This is a genomic window from Alkalinema sp. FACHB-956 (assembly GCF_014697025.1).
Classification (GTDB): domain Bacteria; phylum Cyanobacteriota; class Cyanobacteriia; order Leptolyngbyales; family Leptolyngbyaceae; genus Alkalinema.
Genome location: NZ_JACJRC010000001.1, coordinates 136,603 through 158,898 on the forward strand (window position 1 = coordinate 136,603; position 22,296 = coordinate 158,898).

The 22,296-nt window shown below is 49.5% G+C and carries 19 protein-coding genes and 1 tRNA gene; 17 read left to right on the forward strand and 3 right to left on the reverse strand.

What is annotated here, in order from left to right:
* Window positions 1-207: 207 nt before the first annotated feature.
* A complete protein-coding gene (gene psbP / locus H6G21_RS00595; protein WP_190569438.1) occupies window positions 208-852 on the reverse strand; it encodes a photosystem II reaction center PsbP in 645 nt (214 codons plus the stop codon).
* 230 nt (window positions 853-1,082) lie between these two features.
* Here psbP and H6G21_RS00600 point away from each other — a divergent pair, with 230 nt between their 5' ends.
* The 3 genes from H6G21_RS00600 (at window position 1,083) to H6G21_RS00610 (ending at window position 3,749) form a co-directional block, all read left to right on the forward strand.
* Window positions 1,083-1,709, forward strand: a complete 627-nt coding sequence (locus H6G21_RS00600) for a DUF3038 domain-containing protein (RefSeq protein ID WP_190569440.1) — start codon at window positions 1,083-1,085, stop codon at window positions 1,707-1,709.
* Entirely contained in the window at window positions 1,706-3,211 is a 1,506-nt protein-coding gene (locus H6G21_RS00605; protein ID WP_190569442.1) for a DUF4335 domain-containing protein, read from the forward strand. The genes H6G21_RS00600 and H6G21_RS00605 overlap by 4 nt, the downstream gene beginning before the upstream one ends.
* 163 nt (window positions 3,212-3,374) lie before the next feature.
* Window positions 3,375-3,749 (forward strand): DUF6464 family protein, encoded by a 375-nt coding sequence (locus H6G21_RS00610; protein ID WP_190569444.1) that lies wholly within the window; start codon window positions 3,375-3,377, stop codon window positions 3,747-3,749.
* A 52-nt stretch (window positions 3,750-3,801) separates the two neighbouring features.
* On the opposite strand, the gene H6G21_RS00615 is transcribed toward H6G21_RS00610, so the two are convergent.
* The gene (locus tag H6G21_RS00615) at window positions 3,802-4,671 is read right to left on the reverse strand and encodes an Npun_R2479 family HD domain-containing metalloprotein (protein WP_190569446.1); all 870 of its coding nucleotides are present in this window, start codon (window positions 4,669-4,671) and stop codon (window positions 3,802-3,804) included.
* A gap of 139 nt (window positions 4,672-4,810) precedes the next feature.
* On the opposite strand from H6G21_RS00615, the gene H6G21_RS00620 reads away from it, so the two are divergent.
* The 14 genes from H6G21_RS00620 (at window position 4,811) to H6G21_RS00685 (ending at window position 21,284) form a co-directional block, all read left to right on the forward strand.
* Window positions 4,811-4,881, forward strand: a tRNA-Gly gene (locus tag H6G21_RS00620).
* A 673-nt stretch (window positions 4,882-5,554) separates the two neighbouring features.
* Window positions 5,555-7,003 carry a HAMP domain-containing sensor histidine kinase gene (locus tag H6G21_RS00625; RefSeq protein WP_347277951.1) on the forward strand — a complete coding sequence of 483 codons (1,449 nt, stop codon included), beginning with the start codon at window positions 5,555-5,557 and terminating at the stop codon, window positions 7,001-7,003.
* Between the two features lie 81 nt (window positions 7,004-7,084).
* Window positions 7,085-7,759, forward strand: coding sequence for a response regulator transcription factor (locus H6G21_RS00630; RefSeq protein WP_190569450.1), 675 nt, complete (start codon window positions 7,085-7,087; stop codon window positions 7,757-7,759).
* Between the two features lie 177 nt (window positions 7,760-7,936).
* Window positions 7,937-8,299 (forward strand): response regulator, encoded by a 363-nt coding sequence (locus H6G21_RS00635; protein WP_190569452.1) that lies wholly within the window; start codon window positions 7,937-7,939, stop codon window positions 8,297-8,299.
* A 562-nt stretch (window positions 8,300-8,861) separates the two neighbouring features.
* Complete coding sequence (locus tag H6G21_RS00640) at window positions 8,862-10,331, forward strand: UDP-glucose/GDP-mannose dehydrogenase family protein (protein ID WP_190569454.1); 1,470 nt, start codon at window positions 8,862-8,864, stop codon at window positions 10,329-10,331.
* Window positions 10,332-10,339: 8 nt separating this feature from the next.
* Entirely contained in the window at window positions 10,340-11,581 is a 1,242-nt protein-coding gene (locus H6G21_RS00645) for a glycosyltransferase (RefSeq protein WP_190569457.1), read from the forward strand.
* 8 nt (window positions 11,582-11,589) lie between these two features.
* Window positions 11,590-12,753 (forward strand): glycosyltransferase, encoded by a 1,164-nt coding sequence (locus H6G21_RS00650; protein WP_190569459.1) that lies wholly within the window; start codon window positions 11,590-11,592, stop codon window positions 12,751-12,753.
* A gap of 118 nt (window positions 12,754-12,871) precedes the next feature.
* Window positions 12,872-14,086, forward strand: coding sequence for a glycosyltransferase (locus tag H6G21_RS00655; protein ID WP_190569461.1), 1,215 nt, complete (start codon window positions 12,872-12,874; stop codon window positions 14,084-14,086).
* Between the two features lie 48 nt (window positions 14,087-14,134).
* The gene (locus H6G21_RS00660) at window positions 14,135-15,154 is read left to right on the forward strand and encodes a glycosyltransferase (protein WP_190569463.1); all 1,020 of its coding nucleotides are present in this window, start codon (window positions 14,135-14,137) and stop codon (window positions 15,152-15,154) included.
* Between the two features lie 185 nt (window positions 15,155-15,339).
* Window positions 15,340-17,160, forward strand: a complete 1,821-nt coding sequence (locus H6G21_RS00665) for an ABC transporter ATP-binding protein (protein ID WP_190569465.1) — start codon at window positions 15,340-15,342, stop codon at window positions 17,158-17,160.
* A 7-nt stretch (window positions 17,161-17,167) separates the two neighbouring features.
* Window positions 17,168-18,100, forward strand: coding sequence for a histidine phosphatase family protein (locus H6G21_RS00670; protein ID WP_190569467.1), 933 nt, complete (start codon window positions 17,168-17,170; stop codon window positions 18,098-18,100).
* A 16-nt stretch (window positions 18,101-18,116) separates the two neighbouring features.
* The gene (locus tag H6G21_RS00675) at window positions 18,117-19,178 is read left to right on the forward strand and encodes an NAD-dependent epimerase (RefSeq protein WP_242041566.1); all 1,062 of its coding nucleotides are present in this window, start codon (window positions 18,117-18,119) and stop codon (window positions 19,176-19,178) included.
* Window positions 19,132-19,692, forward strand: a complete 561-nt coding sequence (locus H6G21_RS00680; protein WP_190569469.1) for a DUF2808 domain-containing protein — start codon at window positions 19,132-19,134, stop codon at window positions 19,690-19,692. Before H6G21_RS00675 ends, H6G21_RS00680 begins: the two co-directional genes overlap by 47 nt.
* A gap of 56 nt (window positions 19,693-19,748) precedes the next feature.
* Window positions 19,749-21,284 (forward strand): iron uptake porin, encoded by a 1,536-nt coding sequence (locus tag H6G21_RS00685; RefSeq protein WP_190569472.1) that lies wholly within the window; start codon window positions 19,749-19,751, stop codon window positions 21,282-21,284.
* 22 nt (window positions 21,285-21,306) lie between these two features.
* Here H6G21_RS00685 and H6G21_RS00690 read toward each other — a convergent pair whose 3' ends face one another.
* Window positions 21,307-22,146 carry a hypothetical protein gene (locus H6G21_RS00690; protein ID WP_190569475.1) on the reverse strand — a complete coding sequence of 280 codons (840 nt, stop codon included), beginning with the start codon at window positions 22,144-22,146 and terminating at the stop codon, window positions 21,307-21,309.
* Between the last annotated feature and the right edge of the window lie 150 nt (window positions 22,147-22,296).

Here is a 22,296-nt window from a genome sequence, read left to right on the forward strand (position 1 = left end):
GTGCCCAGGAATAGTTCCCAGGGATAGCGCCCAGTACCGTTAACCCTTTTCATCATGACGCAAAATCACCCAGCAAAAGCTCGATCAAGGAAATCCCCCGATCGAGCCAAAATTCTAATCTTCAGACTGGCTATCGCACCAAACCTCGTACCGTCGCCAGTGAAATTAGTTGCCGAAATTAGTTAACAGTGAAATTAGTTGCCGAAATTAGTTAACGTTGAACGATCGCACCGATTTTTCCAGCAGGGCTTGCATGGTTTCCCAGCGATCCTCCGGCGTCGAAGCATTAAAGGTAAACAGCTTACCGCGACTGACCACTGCACTAGCCAAATTGTGACGCTGTTGACCGTTGGGCAGCTTCACCAGGTATTCCAACAGGTAATAGGCTTTGTCCCCCAGTTGGGTTTCTTGGGCGTTCACCAATTCCGCTGTCCGGCCCGATCCTTCCGGTGCCAGGGCATTCTTGCCAATTTGATACCCCACATCCGTCGGGCTGCCCAAATCTTGTAATTTTTTCTGGCCTGGGACTGGATTAATGACAACACTGACATTTTCAGTCTGCTCAATAATGTCGTGGAGAACAATATCAGCGTTGGAGACCTTCACTTCTACCCAACCCGTGGGATAGAGGAAGCGGTAACCATCTAAACTATCCGAAAAACTTTGCAGTCCGTTCACCCCTACCGCAGCACAGCCTTGGACGCAAAGCGTCACAATCAGACAGAGGCTGAGTACTAATTGCCGGGAGACTAATTGCCGGGAGACTAATTGCCGGGAGACTGGCCAGGCTACTAGCCGGGATACATTTTGAAACAGGTGCCGAGACAGGTTGAGTAGCTGCTTTGTGACCATCGCTGAAACTAGGTGCCTCGATCGAGGTAAACAACGTTTTCTATTCTCCCATGTCCTCGAAGAAAGATTTTCGGTCAGGCTATCCCGATTCCGGTAGAATGCTGCTGGAAGTTAAGCAAGATGTGTAATCAGCGCGGTAGAAACCCGATGATTCTGCCCATGCTAAGAACAAATCTTTGTGGCAATCGTCATGAGAGACGCCTGCTATAAGATCATCCTCTACCGCCCGTGTGAGTATTTCTGTGAGCGTAATGCAGTTGAACAATCCCTCTGCTCCATCCACGCCGATCATCCTCGAGACTTTGCCCCATCCGCCTTTACCGGATGGAGTTTGTCCCCGTCGGACGCGATCGCAGATTGATCTGCTGTTATTAGCGATCGAGGCGTTGGACCTAACCGGTTCTGAGGCAATCCTCATCGTGGCACGGGATCTAGAGCTAACCAGCGTGATTCCCGATCGGGTCACCCTATGGCGGCTCCGGAGTACAAATCCTATGCGTCGCACCAATCAGCGGCGATCCTTGGCGGTCGTAGAGGCTAAAGCACTCGTCGTCATTTTGTGCAACCTGGCACGGCGGTTGACCGTTGTGGTGCGACAACACCTGCTGACCTATCATCAGCTCCTAGACAAACAACAGCCGCCCACTGATGACTTTTACCTCGCAGCTTATTTAGAGCGCTTTCGAGCCCATTTTCGATCGCGGATGAATCCTCGGCGGGCAGCGGTGTTAGCCTACAGCACCGACGAAAGCTTGAACCAGCTCGCCCTGGAATTATTAGGTCAATTGTTATTTTGCACAGGCACCTCTGGAATGCAGCGGTTGTGGATTAGCCTGTTTGATGGAGAAGTGGCATGAGTACAATTCAGCGGCAATATAGCCTACCCAACTGCACCCTCATTTTGGAGGGCTTTCGGGATATGGCCAATTTCAATCCCGCCGAGTTACGTCCCGTAATGTCTTTGCTGCTCAATGCAGAATGCCACTTGGAAGGGATCCAGACACCTCTGGTGGGAGGCCGGGAATTTTTTGAAAGTTTAGTGACGGCTGTGAGTCTCTATGCGCAGGAATGCCTGAGCGGAGTTCCCCTGCCCCATCACCTTTACAGCGATAAGACTGGGCTGGTACAGATCAAGCGAGTGGGGCCAGATACCCACCAACTCACCTACCGGGTTGAGCCCTCTGAAGCGGGAACGGCCTCGGAACCCAGGGTGGTTAATTTAACGACGGTGCAGTTGTTTGATCTCGTGGAAGCGATCGATCAATTTGTCGCCGATACGCAAACGCTGCCGTTTTGGTCGTTGAACTTGGCTCCAGTGCCCAAGAAATACGCCCCTCGGGAAATTGGGGTGAAGCAGGCGCTTCCAGCGGCGATCGGGGTGTCGAGTTTGGCCTTGGCGGGGGCAGCATTATTTGCGATGCCCACCCCGGAGTTTCGCCAGCCCCAAAACTTCAAGCCCGGCAGTCAACCCAGCCCCACGGCGTCCGCCAGCGCTAGCCCGTCGCCCAGTCCTTCCAGTACAGCACCGGACTTATCGCAACTGGAAACGGCGCTGGATAAGGTTCCGCCCATTACCGATCCTGAAGAAATTGCCAAGTTGCAGGCAGGCTTAGAGGAAAAACTGAAGTTGCAGTATTCGGTGGCGGCGCAGGTGCCCGAAGCGTTGGTCTATCGAGTCAGTGTAGGCAAAGATGGCAACATTGTGGGCTACAAGGATCAGAACGAAGCGGCTCTGAAAAATTCTGCGAAAACGCCGTTGCCCAGTTTGCTGGTTAAACCCGTACCAGGACAGCCCGTCGCGGAGGCGATCGCCCAGTACCGGGTGACATTCCAACCCGATGGATCCTTAGAAGTCATCCCCTGGGAAGCGGTAACAGCAGCTAGCCCGAGTCCCAGTCCTAGCGAAAGTCCCAGTGGCAGTCCTAGTCCCAGTCCTAGCGAAAGTCCCAGTCCCAGCCCTAGCGAAAGCCCCAGTCCAACGCCCAGCCCAGAGGCATCCGCGAGTCCTTCTCCCACGGCTTCCGCAGAATCCGGCGAAGTCACAGAAATTACGGCTTCTGCTGAGGTAGAGACCCTCCAACCTAAGTTGAGGGAACAGGTGGTTAAGGCTTGGACGGATCCGCTGACCTTTAATGATGATTTGCAGTTCCGTGTACGGGTAGACAAGGCGGGCAACATTCTCGATTTTCAGCCCCATAACCGCGCTGCCCGAGACAATGTGAATGTGACCCCCCTGCCTCGTCTGGGCAAAGAAGCCACCTCGGATCAAACGCCCTCCCAGTCCTTTGCGACCTTTAAGGTTGTGTTTCGACCCAATGGACGGCTAGAAGTGAGTCCTTGGCATGGGTATATCAACTAGGTGAAATCTTCTCCTGGAATTCCCAGAGCTTCCTTCTGAATCGACTCTAGGCAGTTGAGTTACTATCAAGTTAACGATCGTTGAGGGTGCCTCCATCCTCATGGTGGATTTTGGCAGCATTTTGTGCGATCGTTCATGTTGACCCCATCACCTCTAAGTTTCTATGGAGCAGCCTTCATTGCCCACCGAGGTCATTCTCCAGGCATCCCAAAAATCCTTGGGGAATGTCTACCTCGATTGGGTCCCTCAACCGGGAGCCTACCTCAACCTCGAAGGTCAGACCTATACGGTGCTAGAACGACGCCATCGCTATCAGTTCAAAGCAGGACGGTATCGTCTCCATAAGATTGCGATCTACGTACAAAGTTCGGCTTGCCCAGAGGAACGGAGCTTGGTTGATGGGCGGTGGGTGATGGGAGACGCAAGCTGCCAATACAATGCGCGATCGGAACTCCTGCGGTGTGCGGTAAATGCCTTTGGGCCTTGTCAAGGGTGCCAGTTCTACACCCCTCGGGACTCACGATCGCCATTGGGTTGAGTTGGACTGGGTACGGCTGAATGGGGCGTGATCGTTGCATGGACGCGATCGCTTAATCCATGAGGGATTTATGGTTGAACATATATTCTCCATCCAGAGTTTCATGTTCAATCACGAAAACATTGGAGTAGAGATTGGCGATAATTTGCTTGCCCTGTTGGGTGAGGGAAAGATACCGCAGGCCATCTTGAATATAGGGATATACCCCTTTCCAGTAGAAACGGGGGTAGTTTTTCCGCAGATCTCCGGGATTACGGTAGCCCAGCAATTTGTTGACTCCGGTTTCTTCAAACTCGTAGAACAGGGCGCTGATTTTCTTGAGATAGCGGGGATCGCTCAGTTGTCCAATTAGATCGGATCCGCGAATCAACCCAGGATAGTCATCGGTGGTTTGATGGTCTTCCGCCGAGGGTACCGGGAAGCGTGTCAGTTCAATATTGCGCTTGATGGCTTCGGCATCGATCAGGCGATGGTTGCCAAAGCGCTCGTCAATAAACAGTTTGGCCCGATCGACATGGTAGGGGGTCAGGGCAGCATCGGTCGCCCCGTGGGGTAGTTGGATCATTTCTTCGCCAATGCCGGTGGCATACCAGCCATGGCGATCGGCGCGGCAGACACCCTTGACATAACCAATGTCGTGGCAGACCAGAGAAATAATAAAGTGCAGCCAGTCTTCACAGGAAACGCCCCCTTCCCGAATTTGTCGGCCTCGCAGGACTTCTTGGCCGACTAAGGTAACGAGAATTGAGTGCTCCACATTGTGGTAGAGAGCATCACTATTGGCGACATTTTCCATCGCCATGGCACCCACCCAGCCAATGATTTCTTCATAGTCACATTTGAGGCCGCCGTAGGTGCGTCGGTAGCCCTCGCGCAACTTTTTTACAAAGTCGTCAATTAGTAGCTCAGTTGCATTAAACATTCCGTATAGCCGTATAGCTAGGTGCTAGGTGATGTTCCTATTGTTCCCCGTGGGTGATGTTCCTATTGTTCCCAGAAATTTCTTAGACAAATGGTGTCCCAATAAAATTTGAATTTGGTATAATCTGATGAGCAGCGACGCGGGTATAGTTTAGTGGTAAAACGAAAGCTTCCCAAGCTTTAGTTGCGGGTTCGATTCCCGCTACCCGCTTTTCCCTAAATCCCTTTTGGGCCTAACCTTTCAATGGGTTCTAGAGTTTTCACTGAACTGTTGACTGGTACATACATCCTGCTTGAGGGTCTTTTGAAGCTACCCTCCAGTAAAGCTTGGGGGAAGTTGGGGGCAATTCAGGTCGAGTAGAAGCACAATCTTGCAGCTAATCCCTTTGAGGGGATGGAAAATCGGATGCCGAAATATCGCTCGCTTATCCAGGAGAAACCAAGCCCAACGCCGTCACAGAAGCAGCGCGAGAATCGGTTCTAGCCGTATTGCGATCGGACGAGCGACAAGGCATGACCTATCCAGCAATTTTCATTATGACAAATCAACATCACAAATCAACTGGAGTGAGGCGGGACTTGCAACTCTAGTCCTTTAAATCATGAAGGTGAGCCAAGGATCCCCACTCTCGAACTGTAGGTTGCGCGGAGATGCTTCAGATGCATCTTGCTGATCGTCTGAAGTTGCTGGAATTGCAGCCGATCGACCGATCATGGATAGTAAATCTCGGTATCGTACAAGTTGGAGAGTGTGTGTGAGTCCCAATCAGAAGAGAAATGCTGATCCAGCGACCTCTATGAAGCGTAATGTTTTCGCAAGCCGAATCCTGTTGACTTGGCGACACTTGTTAGGAGAGGCGCGGACACGCATCTTGCTTTGTTATGTGGGTTTGACTTTAGGCCTAGTGGTGGTGGCCTTACCGCTGATGCAGCAGCGGGTCTTTTCTAAAGTGGATGCGCGGGTCAGGGAGGATTTAGAAGAAGAAGTTGAGGACTTTAATCGGATTTTACGGGGTGATTTGGATGAGGCCGATCGACGGGAGCTAGAAAATATCGTTGAAGATGGACGTCCACCATTTACGACCCGACCGCAAACTAAGCGCGAGGTAGAAACGATCTTTGAGCTGTATCTGAATCGGCGGGTGCCAGAAGATGATACGTTTTTGATTGCCATTATTAACGGGGAGTTTTATAAGTCGAGTCCTAGAGCTTTACCGACAACGCTTGACCCACAACAGGGTTTGGTAAAGGGCTGGAGTAGTCTTAAGAATTTCAAAAGGGGGAAGTTAGAACACCACGATTCCGCCTTAGGTAGCCTGAAATATATGATCCAGCCTGTGGTGGTTGATGGCAATGTGATGGGACTGTTGGTGGTCGTCCATGGTGTCAATGGGGAACGGCAAGAGGCGATCGAAGCTTTGAGTGGCGTGATTCAGGTGTTGGGTGGGTTATTGTTTCTGGTGCTGGCGATCGCTTGGTGGCTGTCGGGGAAGCTGCTGTCGCCCTTGCGGGATTTGGTGAATACGGCGCATCAGATTAGTGAAGCCGATTTGAGTGCGCGGTTGCCTGTAGATGGCAATGGCGAGATCGCAGAATTAGCAACGACGTTTAATGACATGATGGATCGCCTAGAATCCGCATTTGCGACCCAGCGGAATTTTATTAATGATGCTGGGCATGAGTTGCGAACTCCCTTGACGATCGTGCAGGGGCATTTGGAACTGATGGGCAATGACCCGATGGAACAATCGGAAACCCTGGCTTTGGTGAATGATGAACTCGATCGCATGGGGCGCTTAGTGAATGATTTAATTTTGCTGACGAAAGCGGAGCGGCCTGATTTTCTGCAACCGGAGCAAGTAGATTTGCGAATCTTAACGGAGGAATTGCTAACAAAAGCAACGGCCTTGGGCGATCGCAATTGGCAACTGGATCGGGTGGCACAGGGCAGTGCCTTTCTCGATCGGCAGCGCATGACGGAAGCTGTGATGAATTTGGCGCAGAATGCCGTACAGCATACAGAACCAGGGGCGGTGATTGCGATCGGGTCGAGTCATAATGGGCGCTCGCTGCGAATTTGGGTGCGGGATACGGGAGAAGGTGTGAGCACTGAAGATCAACAGCGGATTTTTGAGCGATTTGCGCGGGCGGCAAGGAGCCGACGACGATCGGAGGGGTCGGGCTTGGGGCTAGCGATCGTGCGGGCGATCGCCGAAGCCCACCATGGAGAAGTCCACTTAGTGAGCCAAATTGGCCAGGGGGCAACCTTCATGATTGTTGTGCCAATTTTAGCGAGTGTCACCTCATCGCCAATCCGGAAGCGACAACTGTAGTAGTTTGCTCTCAGAGTATAAATACGTGTCGGGTATAAGCTTTGTTGGCTTTGTACCGATCACCCCGCGACCGATCGTCCTATGCCCCATATTTTGATTGCCGAAGATGAACCTCGAATTGCAGCCTTTATTGAAAAGGGTTTAAAGGCCAATGGCTATAGGGTTGACATTGTCGAGGATGCGAATTTGGCGATCGAAATGGCACTCCGGGGTAATTATGACTTACTGATATTAGATTTGGGTTTGCCGGGGAAGGATGGACTGGAAGTGCTAGAAGCGCTGCGGGGACAGGGATTTCAAGCACCGATCGTAATTGTGACGGCGAGGGATGATATTCAGGATAAAGTGGCGGGTTTTGAAGGGGGGGCCAATGATTATCTAACTAAGCCCTTTCGATTTGAGGAATTGTTAGCGCGGATTAAGGTGCGATTGCGCGAGCGACCCCCAGCAGCGACCCCCTCGGAATCGGTGCTTTTAGAAGTGGGGGATTTGGTTTTGGATCTGCGAACGCGCCAAGTCAAGGTACGGGAGACATGGGTAGAGTTGCCATCGCGGGAATTTACGCTGGCGGAAATGTTCTTTCGGAATCCAGGGCAGGTTTTGACACGGGAGCGCTTGCTCGATCGGGTCTGGGGCTATGACTATGATCCAGGCTCGAATGTGGTGGATGTGTATGTGGGTTACCTCCGCAAAAAGTTGGGTAGCAAGGTCATTGAAACAGTCAGGGGCGCTGGGTATCGCCTGAAACGGCCTTGAGGCAAGGCTTGGCAAAGCCGTCAGCCATTCTAAGAAAATTCTCATACATTTCGGGATCCTCTGATAGGGATAATAGGAGCGGTATTCTCGTTCCTGGATGAATTTTTGCGTCTCCCTCCATGACAACAACATTTGTTGGGACAGGATCGCCCTATGTATGAAGCCTGTAGGATTTGAATGAACCGTATTTTGCTTGCTGAAGATGAAGTGCGTTTGGCGGCCTTTGTAGAAAAAGGACTAGTCAGAAATGGCTTTGTGGTGAGGATCGCAGAGGATGGTGAAATGGCGTTAGACCTACTGCGCAAGGAGGAATTTGACCTATTGCTGTTAGATGTTGGTTTACCGCTGAAGGATGGCTGGGCGGTACTAGAGGAAATGCAGCAACAAACGAAAAAGGTGCCTGTAATTGTCGTAACGGCCATGAGTGATAATGGTAACCATGCTCAGGCATTGGCAATGGGCGCACATGATTTTGTGATGAAGCCATTTAAGTTTAGCGAATTGTTAGTCAAGATTCAGGCTCTTTTAAATGCTGAATAGAAGCGATTGGGCTAGGTGATTTTGGGAGCACTGAGAGGGGGTTGGAAAAGTCTCTAAGGGCGCGCCCCTGCGATAGCATCACGCCCCTGCGATAGCATCCAGTTGTGATTAAAAATCATGGCTGGATGATGTGATTAATGATAACTTTTCAAACATTCTCTAAAAAATAATCCAATAGGATGAGAAACGTTTCATCTAACTGGCAAGCGATCAATTGAGATCGGCCAGTCCAAAAGCTGCGTACCAAGTTTCAGCGTGCTCAATGCCCTAGAATCCGTTGACAGTTCAAGGTTGAAAACCTTACTGGCATTGTGTTTGAGAAGATTAACAGCCAGACAGCATCCGAGAGCCGCTACGATTTCGAGGGATGATCGTTATATTTTGAGTAGCAATCTTTACGTTACGAAAAAGTTCCCGATTTTCGTGAGATATATCTCATCAACTTTTCATGTTTGCTTAACTCTTCTATAAGAAAGTGAACACCATAAGAGCGCGCAACTGAATTTGATAGTTGAGACCCCATTCAGATTACGCCCCAAATTAACTATGCGGAGTTCGTTCTATGCGTGTTTGTGTCATCGGAACTGGATATGTAGGCTTAGTGACGGGTGTTTGTTTAGCCAAACTGGGACATAACGTTATTTGTGTCGATAACAATGTGGAAAAAGTCGCCTTGATGCAGTCTGGGCGATCGCCGATTTATGAACCAGGATTAGAGCAATTAATGCAAGAAGTGGCTTCAGCAAATCACTTGAGCTTTACAACAGATCTGGCCTTAGGGGTGGCCCATGGTGACATTCTCTTCATCGCAGTTGGGACTCCAGCTTTACCGACGGGTGAAAGCGATACACGCTACGTAGAAGCGGTCGCCCGTGGCATTGGCGAATATCTCAACGGTAGCTACAAAGTAATTGTGAACAAATCAACGGTGCCGATCGGTTCAGGCGATTGGGTTCGACGGATTGTGCTGGATAGTGTCGCAGAACGACAGGAAAGCATTGCTGGATTTGATATTGTCAGTAATCCAGAATTCCTCCGGGAAGGTTCCGCTATCTACGATACCTTTAATCCCGATCGCATTGTCCTGGGTAGCAACAGCCAACGGGCGATCGCCATAATGCAGGAACTCTATGCACCATTAGTGAATCGTAAGGTGGGTGAATATCTTGCACCCAATCATACGAACCCTGTGCCAGTCGTGATTACTGATTTGACCTCGGCGGAAATGATCAAATACGCTGCGAATGCGTTTCTCGCCACGAAGATTAGCTTTATTAACGAAGTGGCGAATATCTGCGATCGGGTTGGTGCAGATGTGACACAGGTCGCTCAGGGTATAGGGTTGGATTCCCGCATCGGTACCCAGTTTTTGCAAGCGGGAATTGGGTGGGGGGGGTCTTGCTTTCCCAAGGATGTTTCGGCGTTAGTCCATACGGCGGCAGATTATGGCTATGAAGCGCAGGTGCTCAAGGCGGCGATTGCGACCAATCAAAACCAGAAATTATTGGCCTTAGAGAAACTTCAGCAGGTTTTGAAGATTCTCAAAGGGAAAACGATCGGGCTGTTGGGCTTGACGTTTAAGCCGGATACGGACGATTTACGCGATGCACCAGCCTTGGAATTGATTGAACAGTTACAGCGATTGGGAGCCAAGGTGAAGGCTTATGATCCGATTATTCCAACCAATTCTCAACATCCTGGTTTGCAAAATGTGCAGCAGGTGTCAACCCCTGCGGCTTTGGCGATGGGTTGTGATGCCTTAATTTTGGTCACGGATTGGCAGGAGTTTCAGAGGCTCGATTATGCCCGGTTGGGTGAGTTGATGGAATCCCCGATTTTGATTGATGGGCGTAATTTTATCAACCCTGATCAAGCGGTAGAGGCGGGGTTTTATTACGTGGGTGTGGGCCGATCTGGTCAGTTGGTCGGGCAGATGGGGCGAAATGGTGCATTAAATGATGCATTATCTGGAACCATCCATCCGACGGAAATGAATGCAAGCTACATCGTTATCGATTCATTTATTACCTAACGATCGCTATGAAATTAATGGTTTATTCCCACGATGCGTTTGGGTTAGGTAACGTTCGTCGAATGTTGGCGATTTGTGAACACCTGCTTGAAACCATTCCGCATCTCTCAATCTTGTTACTCTCTGGTTCGCCAATGCTTCAGAGCTTTCGCTTACCCAAGGGACTCGACTACATCAAATTGCCCTGTCTCAATCGCAGTGAATCGGGGGAATTGACGAGTAAATATTTGGGTACGGATGTTGAGACGACTTTGAAGCTGCGATCGGACATTATGCTCGCAGCAGCCCGGAGTTTTCAGCCAGATATGATGTTGGTGGATAAGAAGCCATTTGGCTTGCGGGAGGAGCTGACAACGACGATTCGCTATCTCACATGTACTCAACCGCAGACGAAGTTTGTGCTGCTATTGCGCGATATTCTAGATGCACCAGAAAAAACAATCAAGGAATGGCAAGATCACAATTACTTTAGTGCGCTGGATTTGATTTACGATCGTATCCTCGTTGTGGGAATGCCGGAAGTGTTTGATCTCCGCCAGGAATATGCATTTCCCGTCGATGTGGCCAACAAAGTGGAGTTCTGTGGTTATCTGCGGAAGAAACCCGGTCAGGTCGATCGCGGGAAACTCCGTCAACAGTTGGGCATCAGTCGTGATGAAAAACTGGTGCTCGTAACCCCAGGGGGGGGTGAAGATGGGATTCAGTTGATTCAAAATTATCTGACGGGCCTCACGACGCGATCTCCAACCTTCCGCAGCTTAATCGTCACAGGGTCAGAAATGAATCCGAGTGTTAGAGATACCCTGAATCAAATGGCGCAGAACGAGCCATCCGTGCAGATCATGGAGTTTACCAATGATTTGATGAGCTACATTGATGCAGCCGATTTGGTGGTTTGTATGGGGGGCTATAATACGATTACGGAAGTGCTATCCCAGGCAAAGCGGACGATTTCTGTGCCTCGGATTAAACCCGGTCATGAACAGTTGATGCGCGCTAATCGAATGCAAGAATTTGGACTGTTGCGATATCTGCATCCTAGCGAATCCACTCCAGAGAAATTATTTGAGACAGTTGAAACAGAGTTACAGCAGGCGCGATTGACAGCAGTTGAACGGCTGGATTTGCAAGGTTTACCCAAAGTCACCCAAGCAATTTCGCGAATGTTATTTGGTGAGCCTGCCCGATCGGTGATTAGTCATTCAATCTTAACGCCCCCAAGTCCAAAAATTCAGCCTGTGATTCAGTAGGTGAAGTGATGAAACGTTTAATGTTTTACTGCCAGCATATCCTTGGAATGGGACATCTGGTCCGTAGTATGGAAATTGTCCGAGGTTTGACTCAGGAGTTTCAAGTTTGTTTTATTAACGGTGGAGAAATTATCAACGGATTTGATATTCCGGCGGGTGTGGAAGTTGTTAATCTACCTGCAATTAAAACGGATGCGGAATTCCGCGCTTTACAAGTGGTGGATTCAGATTTGGATTTGGCCGCAGTGGAAGCAATTCGTCGCGCTCAGTTGCTCCAGGTTTATCACCAGTTTCAACCGGATGTATTGATGATTGAGCTATTTCCCTTTGGGCGACGCAAGTTTTCGTTTGAATTAATTCCTTTACTGGATGCGATTCAAGCGGACGATCGCAAAACAAAGGTGGTCTGTAGCTTGCGGGATATTGTGGTCACGAAGCAAAATCGTGAAAAGCATGAGCAGAAAGTCTGTACCTTAATCAATCAGTATTTTGATTTGCTGTTGATTCATGGCGATCCAAAATTCCAACCGATCGAGGAAACTTTCTCCCGCATCAAGGATTTACAATGCCCGGTTTACTACACAGGTTACGTGGTGCAGCCCCAGCCTGTTGAGTCTGCAACTCTGCCCATTCAAGAACCGATAATTTTAGCCACGATCGGGGGTGGTCGATTTGGACATGAATTATTGGATGCAGTGGTGGCAGCGGCTCCAGCCCTGGAAACCCTAATTCCTCACCAAATCCAAGTCTTCACAGGCCCTTTCTACCCGGAGGAAAAACTGCAAGATTTGCAATGGAAGGCTACAAACTGTGGCAATTTGCGAGTCGATCGCTATACGCCCAATCTGCTTCAGTACATGCAGCGAGCTGATCTCTCGATTAGTATGTCTGGCTATAACACGACACTCAATGTTCTCACTACGGGTGTAAAAGCGATGTTAATGGCATTTACAGGCAATGATGATCAAGAACAGCGGATGCGATCGCAAAAGCTGGCAGCAATGGATTTGGTCACGACGATTCAGCCAGAAGATTTAGCAGTCGATCGATTTGTAGCATTAATCCAAAGCTGCCTCCAGAAGCCCCAACAAACGGTGCAATTTGATTTTGATGGGGTGGCGAAGACGGCTAGCTTGGTGCGATCGATGTTTGAAATGCAGCAGGTGGCTTGAAGTCGATCGGGCTTTCCGACAAGTGATCGCCCCCCATCCGCCAGTCTTGGTTTTTGGGGGCTAGCCAGAAATTCAACGATAGTCCAGCCAAGTCAACGATTCCTAATCTCTGAATACCATGAGCAAGAAAATTTGTATTACGACCCTAGAATTTCCGCCCGATGTTGGTGGCGTGGGAGAATCCGTGGCACGGATTGCAAAATTGTTGACGCATGAAGGCTATGAAGTGCATGTGGCTGTGTTTCGATCGAAACAGCGCCTTGTTCCTCAGGGGGTGCATCGCCCTGCTAGCTGCACTTCGACGGAGCAAGATGGCATTCACGTTCATCGGATTAAATCAGCTGCAAGGGAAGGGACTCCGGAGATTCAAGACTTTTTCAGTGAAGTTGCATTTTACTTAAAGCAATTACATCAACAACATCACTTTGACTTGTTCCATGGCTTCTTTCTGACTGAAACGGGCTTTGTCACGACGTTATTGGCGAAGGAATTAAATATTCCCGTAATTAACAGCATTCGCGGTAGTGATTTGCATAAGCATCTTTTCAACCCGAAAAATCATGGGCAAATTGCTTGGATCCTCAGGAATTCCGATTGGACAACCTATGTTAGCCAAGATTTGCAGCAACGGGCGATCGCCATCGAACCCAGCGTTCAGTACAAGTCCTCAGCGTTCTTGAATTCGATCGTACCGATTGAATTTGAGAATTTACCCAAACCAGCTTTGATGCAAGATCTGCCGGGGGTTGTGATTGGTTCTAGCGGACGCTTTCGAGACAAAAAAGGGATTGAATATCTCCTCGAAGCCTGTGCAGGTTTGAGCCAAGAACTTGATCTGACTTTGCTGCTGATTGGTGATTTTGTGGAGAAAGAGCGGGATTACTGGAACCAACAAATTGCGACTAGTGGCATCGGCGATCGGCTCAAGGTCACAGGCATTCTCAGCCGTGCTGAGACCCTATCCTATCTGCCCCATCTCGATATTTACGCGATTCCCTCGCTGCATGATGGTTGCCCGAATGCCATGCTAGAAGCGATGTTAGCCGGTTGCCCGATCGTGGGTAGCAAGGTTGATGCGATCGGTGAAATTTTGGCAGACGGGGCTTCTGGTATTGCTGTCAATCCTGGTGATAGTCAAGATTTAGCCCAGGCAATTCGGCAATTGGCTGTGAATCCAGCACAGCGATCGAAGTTAGGAATTGGGGCAAGGCAGAAGGTACTCACTGATTTAGCCCCCAAGATTGAAAAAGAGAACTGGCTGACGGTTTATCGCCAAGTACTGATCGATTCAGCCGATGATTTGCAGTCAGTGCCGGAATTAGCCGTGATTTAGAAGCATCAGCTGCAATCGTATTCATTAAAATTCAACTAGGATTCCATCATGTCTACAACACAACCGAGAGTTACGATCGTTATCACCCCCCGTGAACGTTTCAGCTTTACCCAACAAAACCTGGAAAGCATTTACCAAGACACGCTGATTCCCTTTGAACTCATTTACGTTGATGGGGGTTCGCCGGAATCGGTTAAAACTTACCTGCAGGAACAATCCCAAGCAAGAGGTTTCCAACTGATTCGTACCGAGCAATATCTCGCGCCCAATCAGGCCAGAAATTTGGCGATTCCCCATGTCTCAACGGAATTCATGCTATTCGTTGACAACGATGTTTTGGTTAGCCCCAACTGGTTAGAGCGATTACTGAAATGCGCGGATGAGACGGCTGCAACGGTTGTGTGCCCCCTGACTTGCATTGGGAAGAAAGTCAATGAAATTATTCACTTAGCGGGGGGTGAAGCCCACATCTACGAAGAAGCCCAAGAGGATGGCAGCATTGCTCGGAAGGTGCATGAAAAGCATTATTTCGTGAATCGCCCCGTAGCAGAGGTGAAAGATCAGCTACATCGTAAGCAATGCGAATTTGCTGAGTTCCACTGCATGTTAGTCAAAACGGAGATTTTCCAAATCCTGGGTCTACTGGATGAAAAACTGCTCAGCACCCGTGAGCATATCGACTTCTGTATGTCCGTCACCAACGCAGGCGGTACGATTTACTGTGAACCCGATTCCGTTGTCACCTATGTGCCAGAATTGCCACTGAATTGGGCCGATATTTCATTCTTCCTATTGCGCTGGAGTGATGCCTGGGAGTTGTCGAGTCTCGAGCATTTCCAACAAAAATGGAATCTCACCAAAAAAGACAAGTACTTCAAGAAACGCTACAAGCGTCTGGGCCATCGCCGCCATAATGCCTTTCTCCGGCCTCTTGTACGTCGCATCAACCCCCTGCCTGAGAATGTTTGGATTGAGCAACAGGCGATCAATGTGGAGCGTTGGGTGAATCATCGAATTACCGATCGTTACATCAAAAAGTACAGCCAAACATCCCAATCCCTAGTGTAGATTGTGCTCCCCCTAGCTCCCCTAATCTCTTTCGGAGAGGCTTTGCCAACACCAGGGGGGAACCGAATTCAAAGTCCCCTTTTGTTCTAGCGCAGCAGCGCGTAGCGCGGGGATTTAGGGAGATCACAAATGGGGGCAAGCAACGACTGACTGAGTATGTATTCCCATTTACCCTGATGTTTCCTATGAACCGCGATCGTAAAAGCATTCGCGCCGCCCTCCCCGGACTCCAACGCATCCTGCAACGCTTTGGCCCCCAAATCAAGGCTCAACGGGGATTACTGGCCATTGCCTTTCTCTCACTAATGGCAGAAATCGGGTTGCACTTGCTCGAACCTTGGACATTAAAGTTCATCTTTGACTATGTGCTGCTCGATCGCTCCGGCGGCAAAATCCTCCCCAGTTTCCTCCAAGGCTTCTCGCCACTGACATTAATCTCAGGCTTGACTGCGATGATGTTAGTCGTGATTACGCTGCGGGCGATCGCGGCCTACCTGAGTGTTGCCAGCATGGCTCAAGCCGCCATCAATATCCTGACCCAAATTCGGGCACAGCTTTATAGTCATATTCAAATGCTGTCGCTCTCTTTCCACCATCGCAATCGCAGTGGGGATTTGCTCGCCAGGGTGACCTCTGACATTGATCGCCTACGCGACACCACCGTAATGGCTTTTATGCCGCTCCTAGCGCATAGTTTAACGCTGCTGGGGATGATGTTTGTGATGTTTTGGATGCATTGGGAATTGGCCTTAATGGCAATTTCCGTAGTGCCCTTATTCCTGTTCTTAACGGCAAGATTGAGTCACAAGATTCGCAAAGAAGTGAAGCAACAGCGGCAATGGGAAGGGGCCATGAGTGCCACCGCTGCCGAATCGATCGGGTCAATCAAATTAGTCCAAGCCCTATCACTCGAATCTATTTTAGAAAACACATTCCTAGAGCATAACCATTTCAGCCTCAGTGCCAATATTCGATCGCAAAAATTAGCAGCGGCTTTAGAGAGATCGGTGGAGCTGATGGTCGGTGCAGCAACAGCGTTTGTACTTTGGCGCGGGGTGCAATTGGTTTTAGGAAATGTGCTGACTCCTGGAGATTTGCTGGTTTTCGTGAACTATATGCGGATTGCTTTCAAGCCAATGCGCCAATTGGCTAAATACACGGGGCAAATTGCCAAGGCAACCGCTTCTGGCGAACGCATTCTGGAAGTTCTCGATACCCAACCGGAAATTCAAGACAGCCGAGGCGCGATCGGGGCTCCCCAGTTCCAAGGAGAGGTGCGATTCCAAAATGTTAGCTTTGCCTATGCCAATCAATCCGATACGCTCCAAGGGATTAGTTTGGTGGTTAAACCGGGGCAACAAATTGCACTGGTGGGCACTTCCGGCGGTGGTAAATCCACGCTGATTAGCTTACTGCTGCGATTGTACGACCCAACCACAGGGCAAATCCTAATTGACGGCCACGATTTACGGGAATATAAACTGCAATCATTACGCCAGCAAATGAGCATTGTCATGCAAGATAGTTTATTATTCGCGGCATCAGTGCGGGAAAACATTGCCTATGGTGCGCCTGGAGTTGCAGAGGAAGACATAATTCGTGCTGCGAAATTAGCCAATGCCCATGAGTTCATTCTGCGCCTACCGGAAGGCTACGATACCGTGCTGGGTGAGCGAGGGGCGACGTTATCGGGGGGACAGCGGCAGCGCATCGCGATCGCCCGTGCTGCGGTTCGACCTGCCCCGATTTTGATCCTGGATGAACCCACGACCGGGCTAGATCAAGAAAACGAACATCAGGTAACGCTGGCTCTAGAGCGCTTGATGCGCGGACGCACGACCTTTTGGGTGTCCCACAATCTCAAAGCGATTCAACAGGCTGATCAAATTCTCTATATCGAGCAGGGCGAAATCGTTGAGCAGGGCACCCATCAATCCTTGATGAACCTAGGTGGGCGCTATGCGGCGATGGTGGCATTGCAAAATGCGTTACCCGCGATCGTGTAAGGAGTCCATGATGACCACTCGCGTTATTCTCCTTCGCCATGGCCGCAGTAATTACAACGAATTGGGGGTATTCCAAGGCAGTTGTGATGATTCTGTTTTAACTGAAACGGGTCTGGCCATGGCGGGAAAAACCGCAGCTTACCTGGCTCAGTTTCCCATTGATACCATTTACACCAGCTCCTTACAACGCGCCAAGCAAACAGCATATATTGTATCTTGGCAGCAGTCAGAAAAACTCCATCCCAGAGCGTCCGAGGACTTACAGGAAATCCATTTACCCGCTTGGCAAGGACTACGTTATCAGTTTGTCCGTGAGCAGCACAGTGATGCATATGCCATCTGGAAAGAAACGCCCCAGGATTTTGCCATGCTTGATCCTTCTGGGAACCCTTTTTATCCAGTGCGAGAGCTATTTGAGCGATCGCTGAATTTTTGGCAAGCAACGATTCCTAATCACCCGAATCAAACGATCGTGGTTGTCAGTCATGGCGGTACGATTCAGGCATTGATTGCGACAGCATTAGGATTGCAAGCAGCCGTTTTTCATCGAATGCAGCAATCGAATTGTGGCCTTAGCGTCTTGAATTTTCCCACAGGACTTAATGGCCCAGCCCAACTCGAATCGCTCAATCTCACTCAGCATTTAGGCGAAACTTTACCTAAGCTGAAAGAAGGCAAACAAGGAACTCGTGAGCTACTTTGGGCAAGTGATGAAGGTCATCCCCCGATCGAGATAGCACTTCCCGCACTCCCCGGCCTACAGACTCATCTCCAAACCTGCTCAACTGCAACCATTCGATCGTTGCTCCAAAGGACACTAGGTAATTCTTTCTATCATGCTTCTTGCTGCATTCAATCAGGTACCTACTGTATTCTTCACCGTCCAAAATCCCTGAAACATAGCATTATTCAGGCCATTAATTGGTTACCTCAGATGTAATTGAAAGGAGTAAATCATGACTCAATCACAGATGACCGACACAATTGCGATCGGCAAAATCCTGGTGACGGGGGCGGCGGGTTTTATTGGGTTCCATTTGACTAAGCGCTTACTCAACGATGGCTATCAAGTGTATGGCATTGATAATCTGAATGATTACTACGATGTCAACCTGAAGCAGGCTAGATTATTACAACTGCAAGGGCACGATCGCTTTGAATTCCAGCAAATGGACTTAAGCGATCGAACCGCAATGCTAACTTTATTTGAAACCCAGCAATTTGAGGCGGTTGTTAATCTGGCGGCGCAAGCAGGTGTGCGCTATTCCTTGGAGAACCCTTGGGCTTATATCGATAGCAACGTCACAGGCTTTGTCAATCTCCTGGAAGGCTGCCGCAAACAACCCATTAAACACCTGGTTTTTGCTTCCTCGAGCTCCGTCTATGGTGCCAATATCAAAGTCCCCTTTGCTACTTCAGACACCGTGGATTATCCAGTTTCTCTATATGCAGCCACGAAAAAATCTAATGAATTAATGGCTCATACCTATAGCCACCTCTATGGCATTCCTACAACAGGTTTGCGATTCTTCACCGTCTATGGCGAATGGGGGCGACCGGATATGGCTTACTTCAAATTTGTCAAAGCAATCACAGAAGACAAATCGATCGATGTCTACAATTTTGGTGATATGTCTCGTGATTTTACATACATTGATGATATTATCGAAGGCGTAGTGCGTGTCCTGCAAAATCCGCCTAGCCAATTAGCGACAGATCTCAATACGAATGCCTGTTATCGAATCTATAACATTGGTAATCATAATCCCGTTAAGCTTACCGATTTTATTAGTGCGATTGAAACAACCTTAGGACAGACTGCAAAGAAGCGTTTTTTGCCGATGCAACCAGGGGATGTGCCTTGTACCTATGCTGATGTTGATGATTTATTTCAGGATGTAGGTTTCAAGCCCACAACTGATATCCAAACTGGGATTCAAAAATTTGTTGATTGGTACTTGAACTACTACAATGCATCCTTTACTCTACCACCTTGTCAAACGATCGCTGTGGCCTAGTCTACTCTTGCTATTTGGCCTCAGTTTAGCTGGTTATGCTGTGGAGCTATCGAGTGGAGTGACATTCTTTGACCGTCCGCCTGTGCTCGATCGTTCCCAAATTTCCAATCGTTCCGCTGATGTTCCCAATGCCATTTACCAATTCACGATCGAGACACCTGGAAATGCTGGAGAAGGATTGCAAAAATTGGAATTTGAGCAAGTCGAAGGTGCCGAAACGATTCGGTTTTTCCCTAATCGTGCAAAGGCATTCTTCGGGCGCAAAGACCGCTCCAAAGATACCATTCCAGTCCAATTGACTGAGGCAGATAATCGTTGGGTGCTCACCTTTGAAACGCCTGTTGAACCTGGAAAAACGGTAACCATTACCCTGCAAGCTAGACGTAACCCTAGCGTCGCAGGCACCTATTTTATTGGCGTAACTGCTTTTCCGGTGGGGGAACATCCCCAGAGACAATTTCTTGGTTTTGGCCGATTTCGGATTCAAGAAGGAAGAAGTAACGACGATCAATGAGCGGAAAACGCCAACACATTCACAGAATTCCTATAGTAGCGATCAGCTTGCTGTTGATGGAGAGTTTGCCTGCGATCGCGCAGCCGCACCAAACCCGCACTGAACAAATCATGGCGGAAACCTCCCTTGAACCAATCGATCACCCCGTCGAACCGTTTCTACTGGTTTCGCAACTGAGCGATGTGCGCTCCACGGACTGGGCTTACCAAGCATTGCAATCTCTTGTCGAAAGACATGGCGTGATCGTTGGCTATCCGAATGGGACATTTCGGGGTAGTCGATCGATGCCTCGTTATGAATTTGCGGCGGGAATGAATGCGGCGTTCGATCGAATGAATGCCGATATGCAGGAGGAATTCGCCAAATATGCGACTCAAGAAGAACTCGAAGTCGTTCGCAAAATGCAGGAGGAATTTGCGCGGGAATTGGCAGCCGTTAAATCTGGACAATTCGGTTCGGACGAACGCTTAATCCAGACAATTGGCCGATCGTTTTCCCTCACTAGCAAACTCAACGGCGAAGCCATTTTCCAAACAAGTTTCGTTGGGGGTCAAAAACGGGCAGATGATAACGATCGGGGGCTCGATCGACAACTCACCCTTTCCCAGCGCAGCAAGCTGGAAATCACCACCAGCTTCACAGGCAAAGACTTACTCACCACTAGCCTCAAAGCCTCAAATCTCCCAAATCTTGCGCGGGCCAGCGGTACCGACATGATGCGTTTGGGTGTACAAGGTGATAGTAACAATCAATTAGAAGCGGATGAAATTAGTTATCGCTTCCGCATTGGTAAACCCATGACTGCTCGGTTGATTGCCGCCGGTGGTAGTCTGACCGATTTCGCCCAACCCCTGAATCCATTTTTAGATGATACGGGCGATGGGGCAATTTCTCGCTTTGCCCAGCGCAATCCAATTTTGCGTCAAGGTAATGGTGCGGGTGCGGGATTGAGCTATAAATTCAGCGATCAAGTTCGTTTAGGGATTGGGTATATTGGTGATGATTTAAATGATCCCAGGGTTGGATTCCGTAATGCGGGCTACGGCGCGATCGCTCAACTCACCGTTTCCCCCAGCGATAGCTTTGATATTGGCTTTGCCTACGTCCGTTCTTACAACACTCTCCGCACAGGCACAGGCAGCCGTCGCGCTAACGATCCCTTTGCAGGACGCAGCAATGCGATCGTCGGCAATTCCTTTGGGGTTCAAACCGCCCTCGCCATGAGTCCATCTGTGCATCTTTCCGGCTGGCTGGGCTGGACACAAGCCTATGCCAGTGATTTGAATAACGATCCAAAAGCGGACATTTTCAATTGGGCAGTTACGCTGGCCTTTCCCGATGTTGGCGGCACAGGTAATTTATTGGGGTTTGCGATCGGTCAACCGCCAAAAGTTACGAGTAATGAGTTCTCCCATCGTGGGCAGGCAAATACCGATCGCGATACCTCGCTTCACTTTGAAGGCTTTTATCGTTGGCGGGTGAATGACAATTTGGCGTTGACTGCCGGTCTCTTGATCGTGACCAATCCTGAGCACGATCAAGGGAATTCGACTTTATATTCAGGCGTTTTGCGATCGACGTTCAGCTTCTAGTTTGTATCCATGTTTAATCTCACTAATGTCTGTACCGACTACGGCAAGGAACGTTCACCACGCGGCGGGGTAGGGTTTTGGAAATGGACGTATAGCGATCGACGATATCGACATTGACTGTAAATTCACCGGATTCTAGGACGACGTTACCTCGCTTGATCTGGTAAGTCATCAGATTTTGGCCTTTCAAGACGGCTAAATGTTTGCTGTGGTGGTCATCGCCGGGAGATAGGTTGAAGCTTTCGGAACGGGATCCGGCATCGTATTCCCGATCGGTGTAAGGGGCGGGGCTACTGCCGATCGTTTGGTTACGAATCACCACCCGCAGGCCGGAGGCCGGGGGAGTGCTGGGGGAAATAAAGAAGGCTCTTAGGCGGGGGGTGTTTTGGCGATAGGGGGCAACATTTTGGGAAGACACCAGGACGGGTGGCCCATAGCTAGATTCATTGGAATAGCCTGACCAGAAGGGATCGTTCCAAGCGGAATCGTCGTGGTGATCGTAGTAATAATTGTCGCTCTTGTAACGGCGATCGCGGTCATGGCGATCGCGGTCATGGCGATCGCGACGATAGTTTTTATGATCTCGATTCCGAGGGCAATATTCTCTGCGGTACTCGACACCTGTTTGTCGATAGATGGTTTCGTGGTTGACCCAGCTTTGGTACAGGGTGGCTTGGTTGAGTTGGGTGGATTGTTCAACTCGTAAGCCCACTGTGGAAGAAGTCTGGGGGATCCGATCGCTAGTGAAGTCTGTGGCGATTGCGGGGTGAGACTGCAACGTCAGGGGAAGCAGAACACTGAGCAGCGCCAGTGGAGAGAGGACTGGGCGGGGGAACTTGAGGGAGTGGGTTACAAGTTTCATAGCAACTAGCGAGGGGTATCACGGTTGATAGGATGGTATAGCACTAACCTTGACCAAAATATGCACCCAAAGAATTGTGACCTGCGTCTTGACCTATTTCTATTGTGAATTTTCGATCGTGAATTGTGTTGCAAACCGTGTTGTGAATCG

Coding starts and splice junctions, on each gene's coding strand:
- H6G21_RS00655 (WP_190569461.1), top strand. CDS start 12,872: ATGAGCAAGAAAATTTGTATTACGACCCTAGAATTTCCGCCCGATGTT.
- H6G21_RS00610 (WP_190569444.1), top strand. CDS start 3,375: ATGGAGCAGCCTTCATTGCCCACCGAGGTCATTCTCCAGGCATCCCAA.
- H6G21_RS00670 (WP_190569467.1), top strand. CDS start 17,168: ATGATGACCACTCGCGTTATTCTCCTTCGCCATGGCCGCAGTAATTAC.
- H6G21_RS00685 (WP_190569472.1), top strand. CDS start 19,749: ATGGAGAGTTTGCCTGCGATCGCGCAGCCGCACCAAACCCGCACTGAA.
- psbP (WP_190569438.1), bottom strand. CDS start 852: ATGGTCACAAAGCAGCTACTCAACCTGTCTCGGCACCTGTTTCAAAAT.
- H6G21_RS00605 (WP_190569442.1), top strand. CDS start 1,706: ATGAGTACAATTCAGCGGCAATATAGCCTACCCAACTGCACCCTCATT.
- H6G21_RS00650 (WP_190569459.1), top strand. CDS start 11,590: ATGAAACGTTTAATGTTTTACTGCCAGCATATCCTTGGAATGGGACAT.
- H6G21_RS00640 (WP_190569454.1), top strand. CDS start 8,862: ATGCGTGTTTGTGTCATCGGAACTGGATATGTAGGCTTAGTGACGGGT.
- H6G21_RS00635 (WP_190569452.1), top strand. CDS start 7,937: ATGAACCGTATTTTGCTTGCTGAAGATGAAGTGCGTTTGGCGGCCTTT.
- H6G21_RS00630 (WP_190569450.1), top strand. CDS start 7,085: ATGCCCCATATTTTGATTGCCGAAGATGAACCTCGAATTGCAGCCTTT.
- H6G21_RS00690 (WP_190569475.1), bottom strand. CDS start 22,146: ATGAAACTTGTAACCCACTCCCTCAAGTTCCCCCGCCCAGTCCTCTCT.
- H6G21_RS00615 (WP_190569446.1), bottom strand. CDS start 4,671: ATGTTTAATGCAACTGAGCTACTAATTGACGACTTTGTAAAAAAGTTG.
- H6G21_RS00680 (WP_190569469.1), top strand. CDS start 19,132: ATGCATCCTTTACTCTACCACCTTGTCAAACGATCGCTGTGGCCTAGT.
- H6G21_RS00645 (WP_190569457.1), top strand. CDS start 10,340: ATGAAATTAATGGTTTATTCCCACGATGCGTTTGGGTTAGGTAACGTT.
- H6G21_RS00665 (WP_190569465.1), top strand. CDS start 15,340: ATGAACCGCGATCGTAAAAGCATTCGCGCCGCCCTCCCCGGACTCCAA.
- H6G21_RS00675 (WP_242041566.1), top strand. CDS start 18,117: ATGACTCAATCACAGATGACCGACACAATTGCGATCGGCAAAATCCTG.
- H6G21_RS00660 (WP_190569463.1), top strand. CDS start 14,135: ATGTCTACAACACAACCGAGAGTTACGATCGTTATCACCCCCCGTGAA.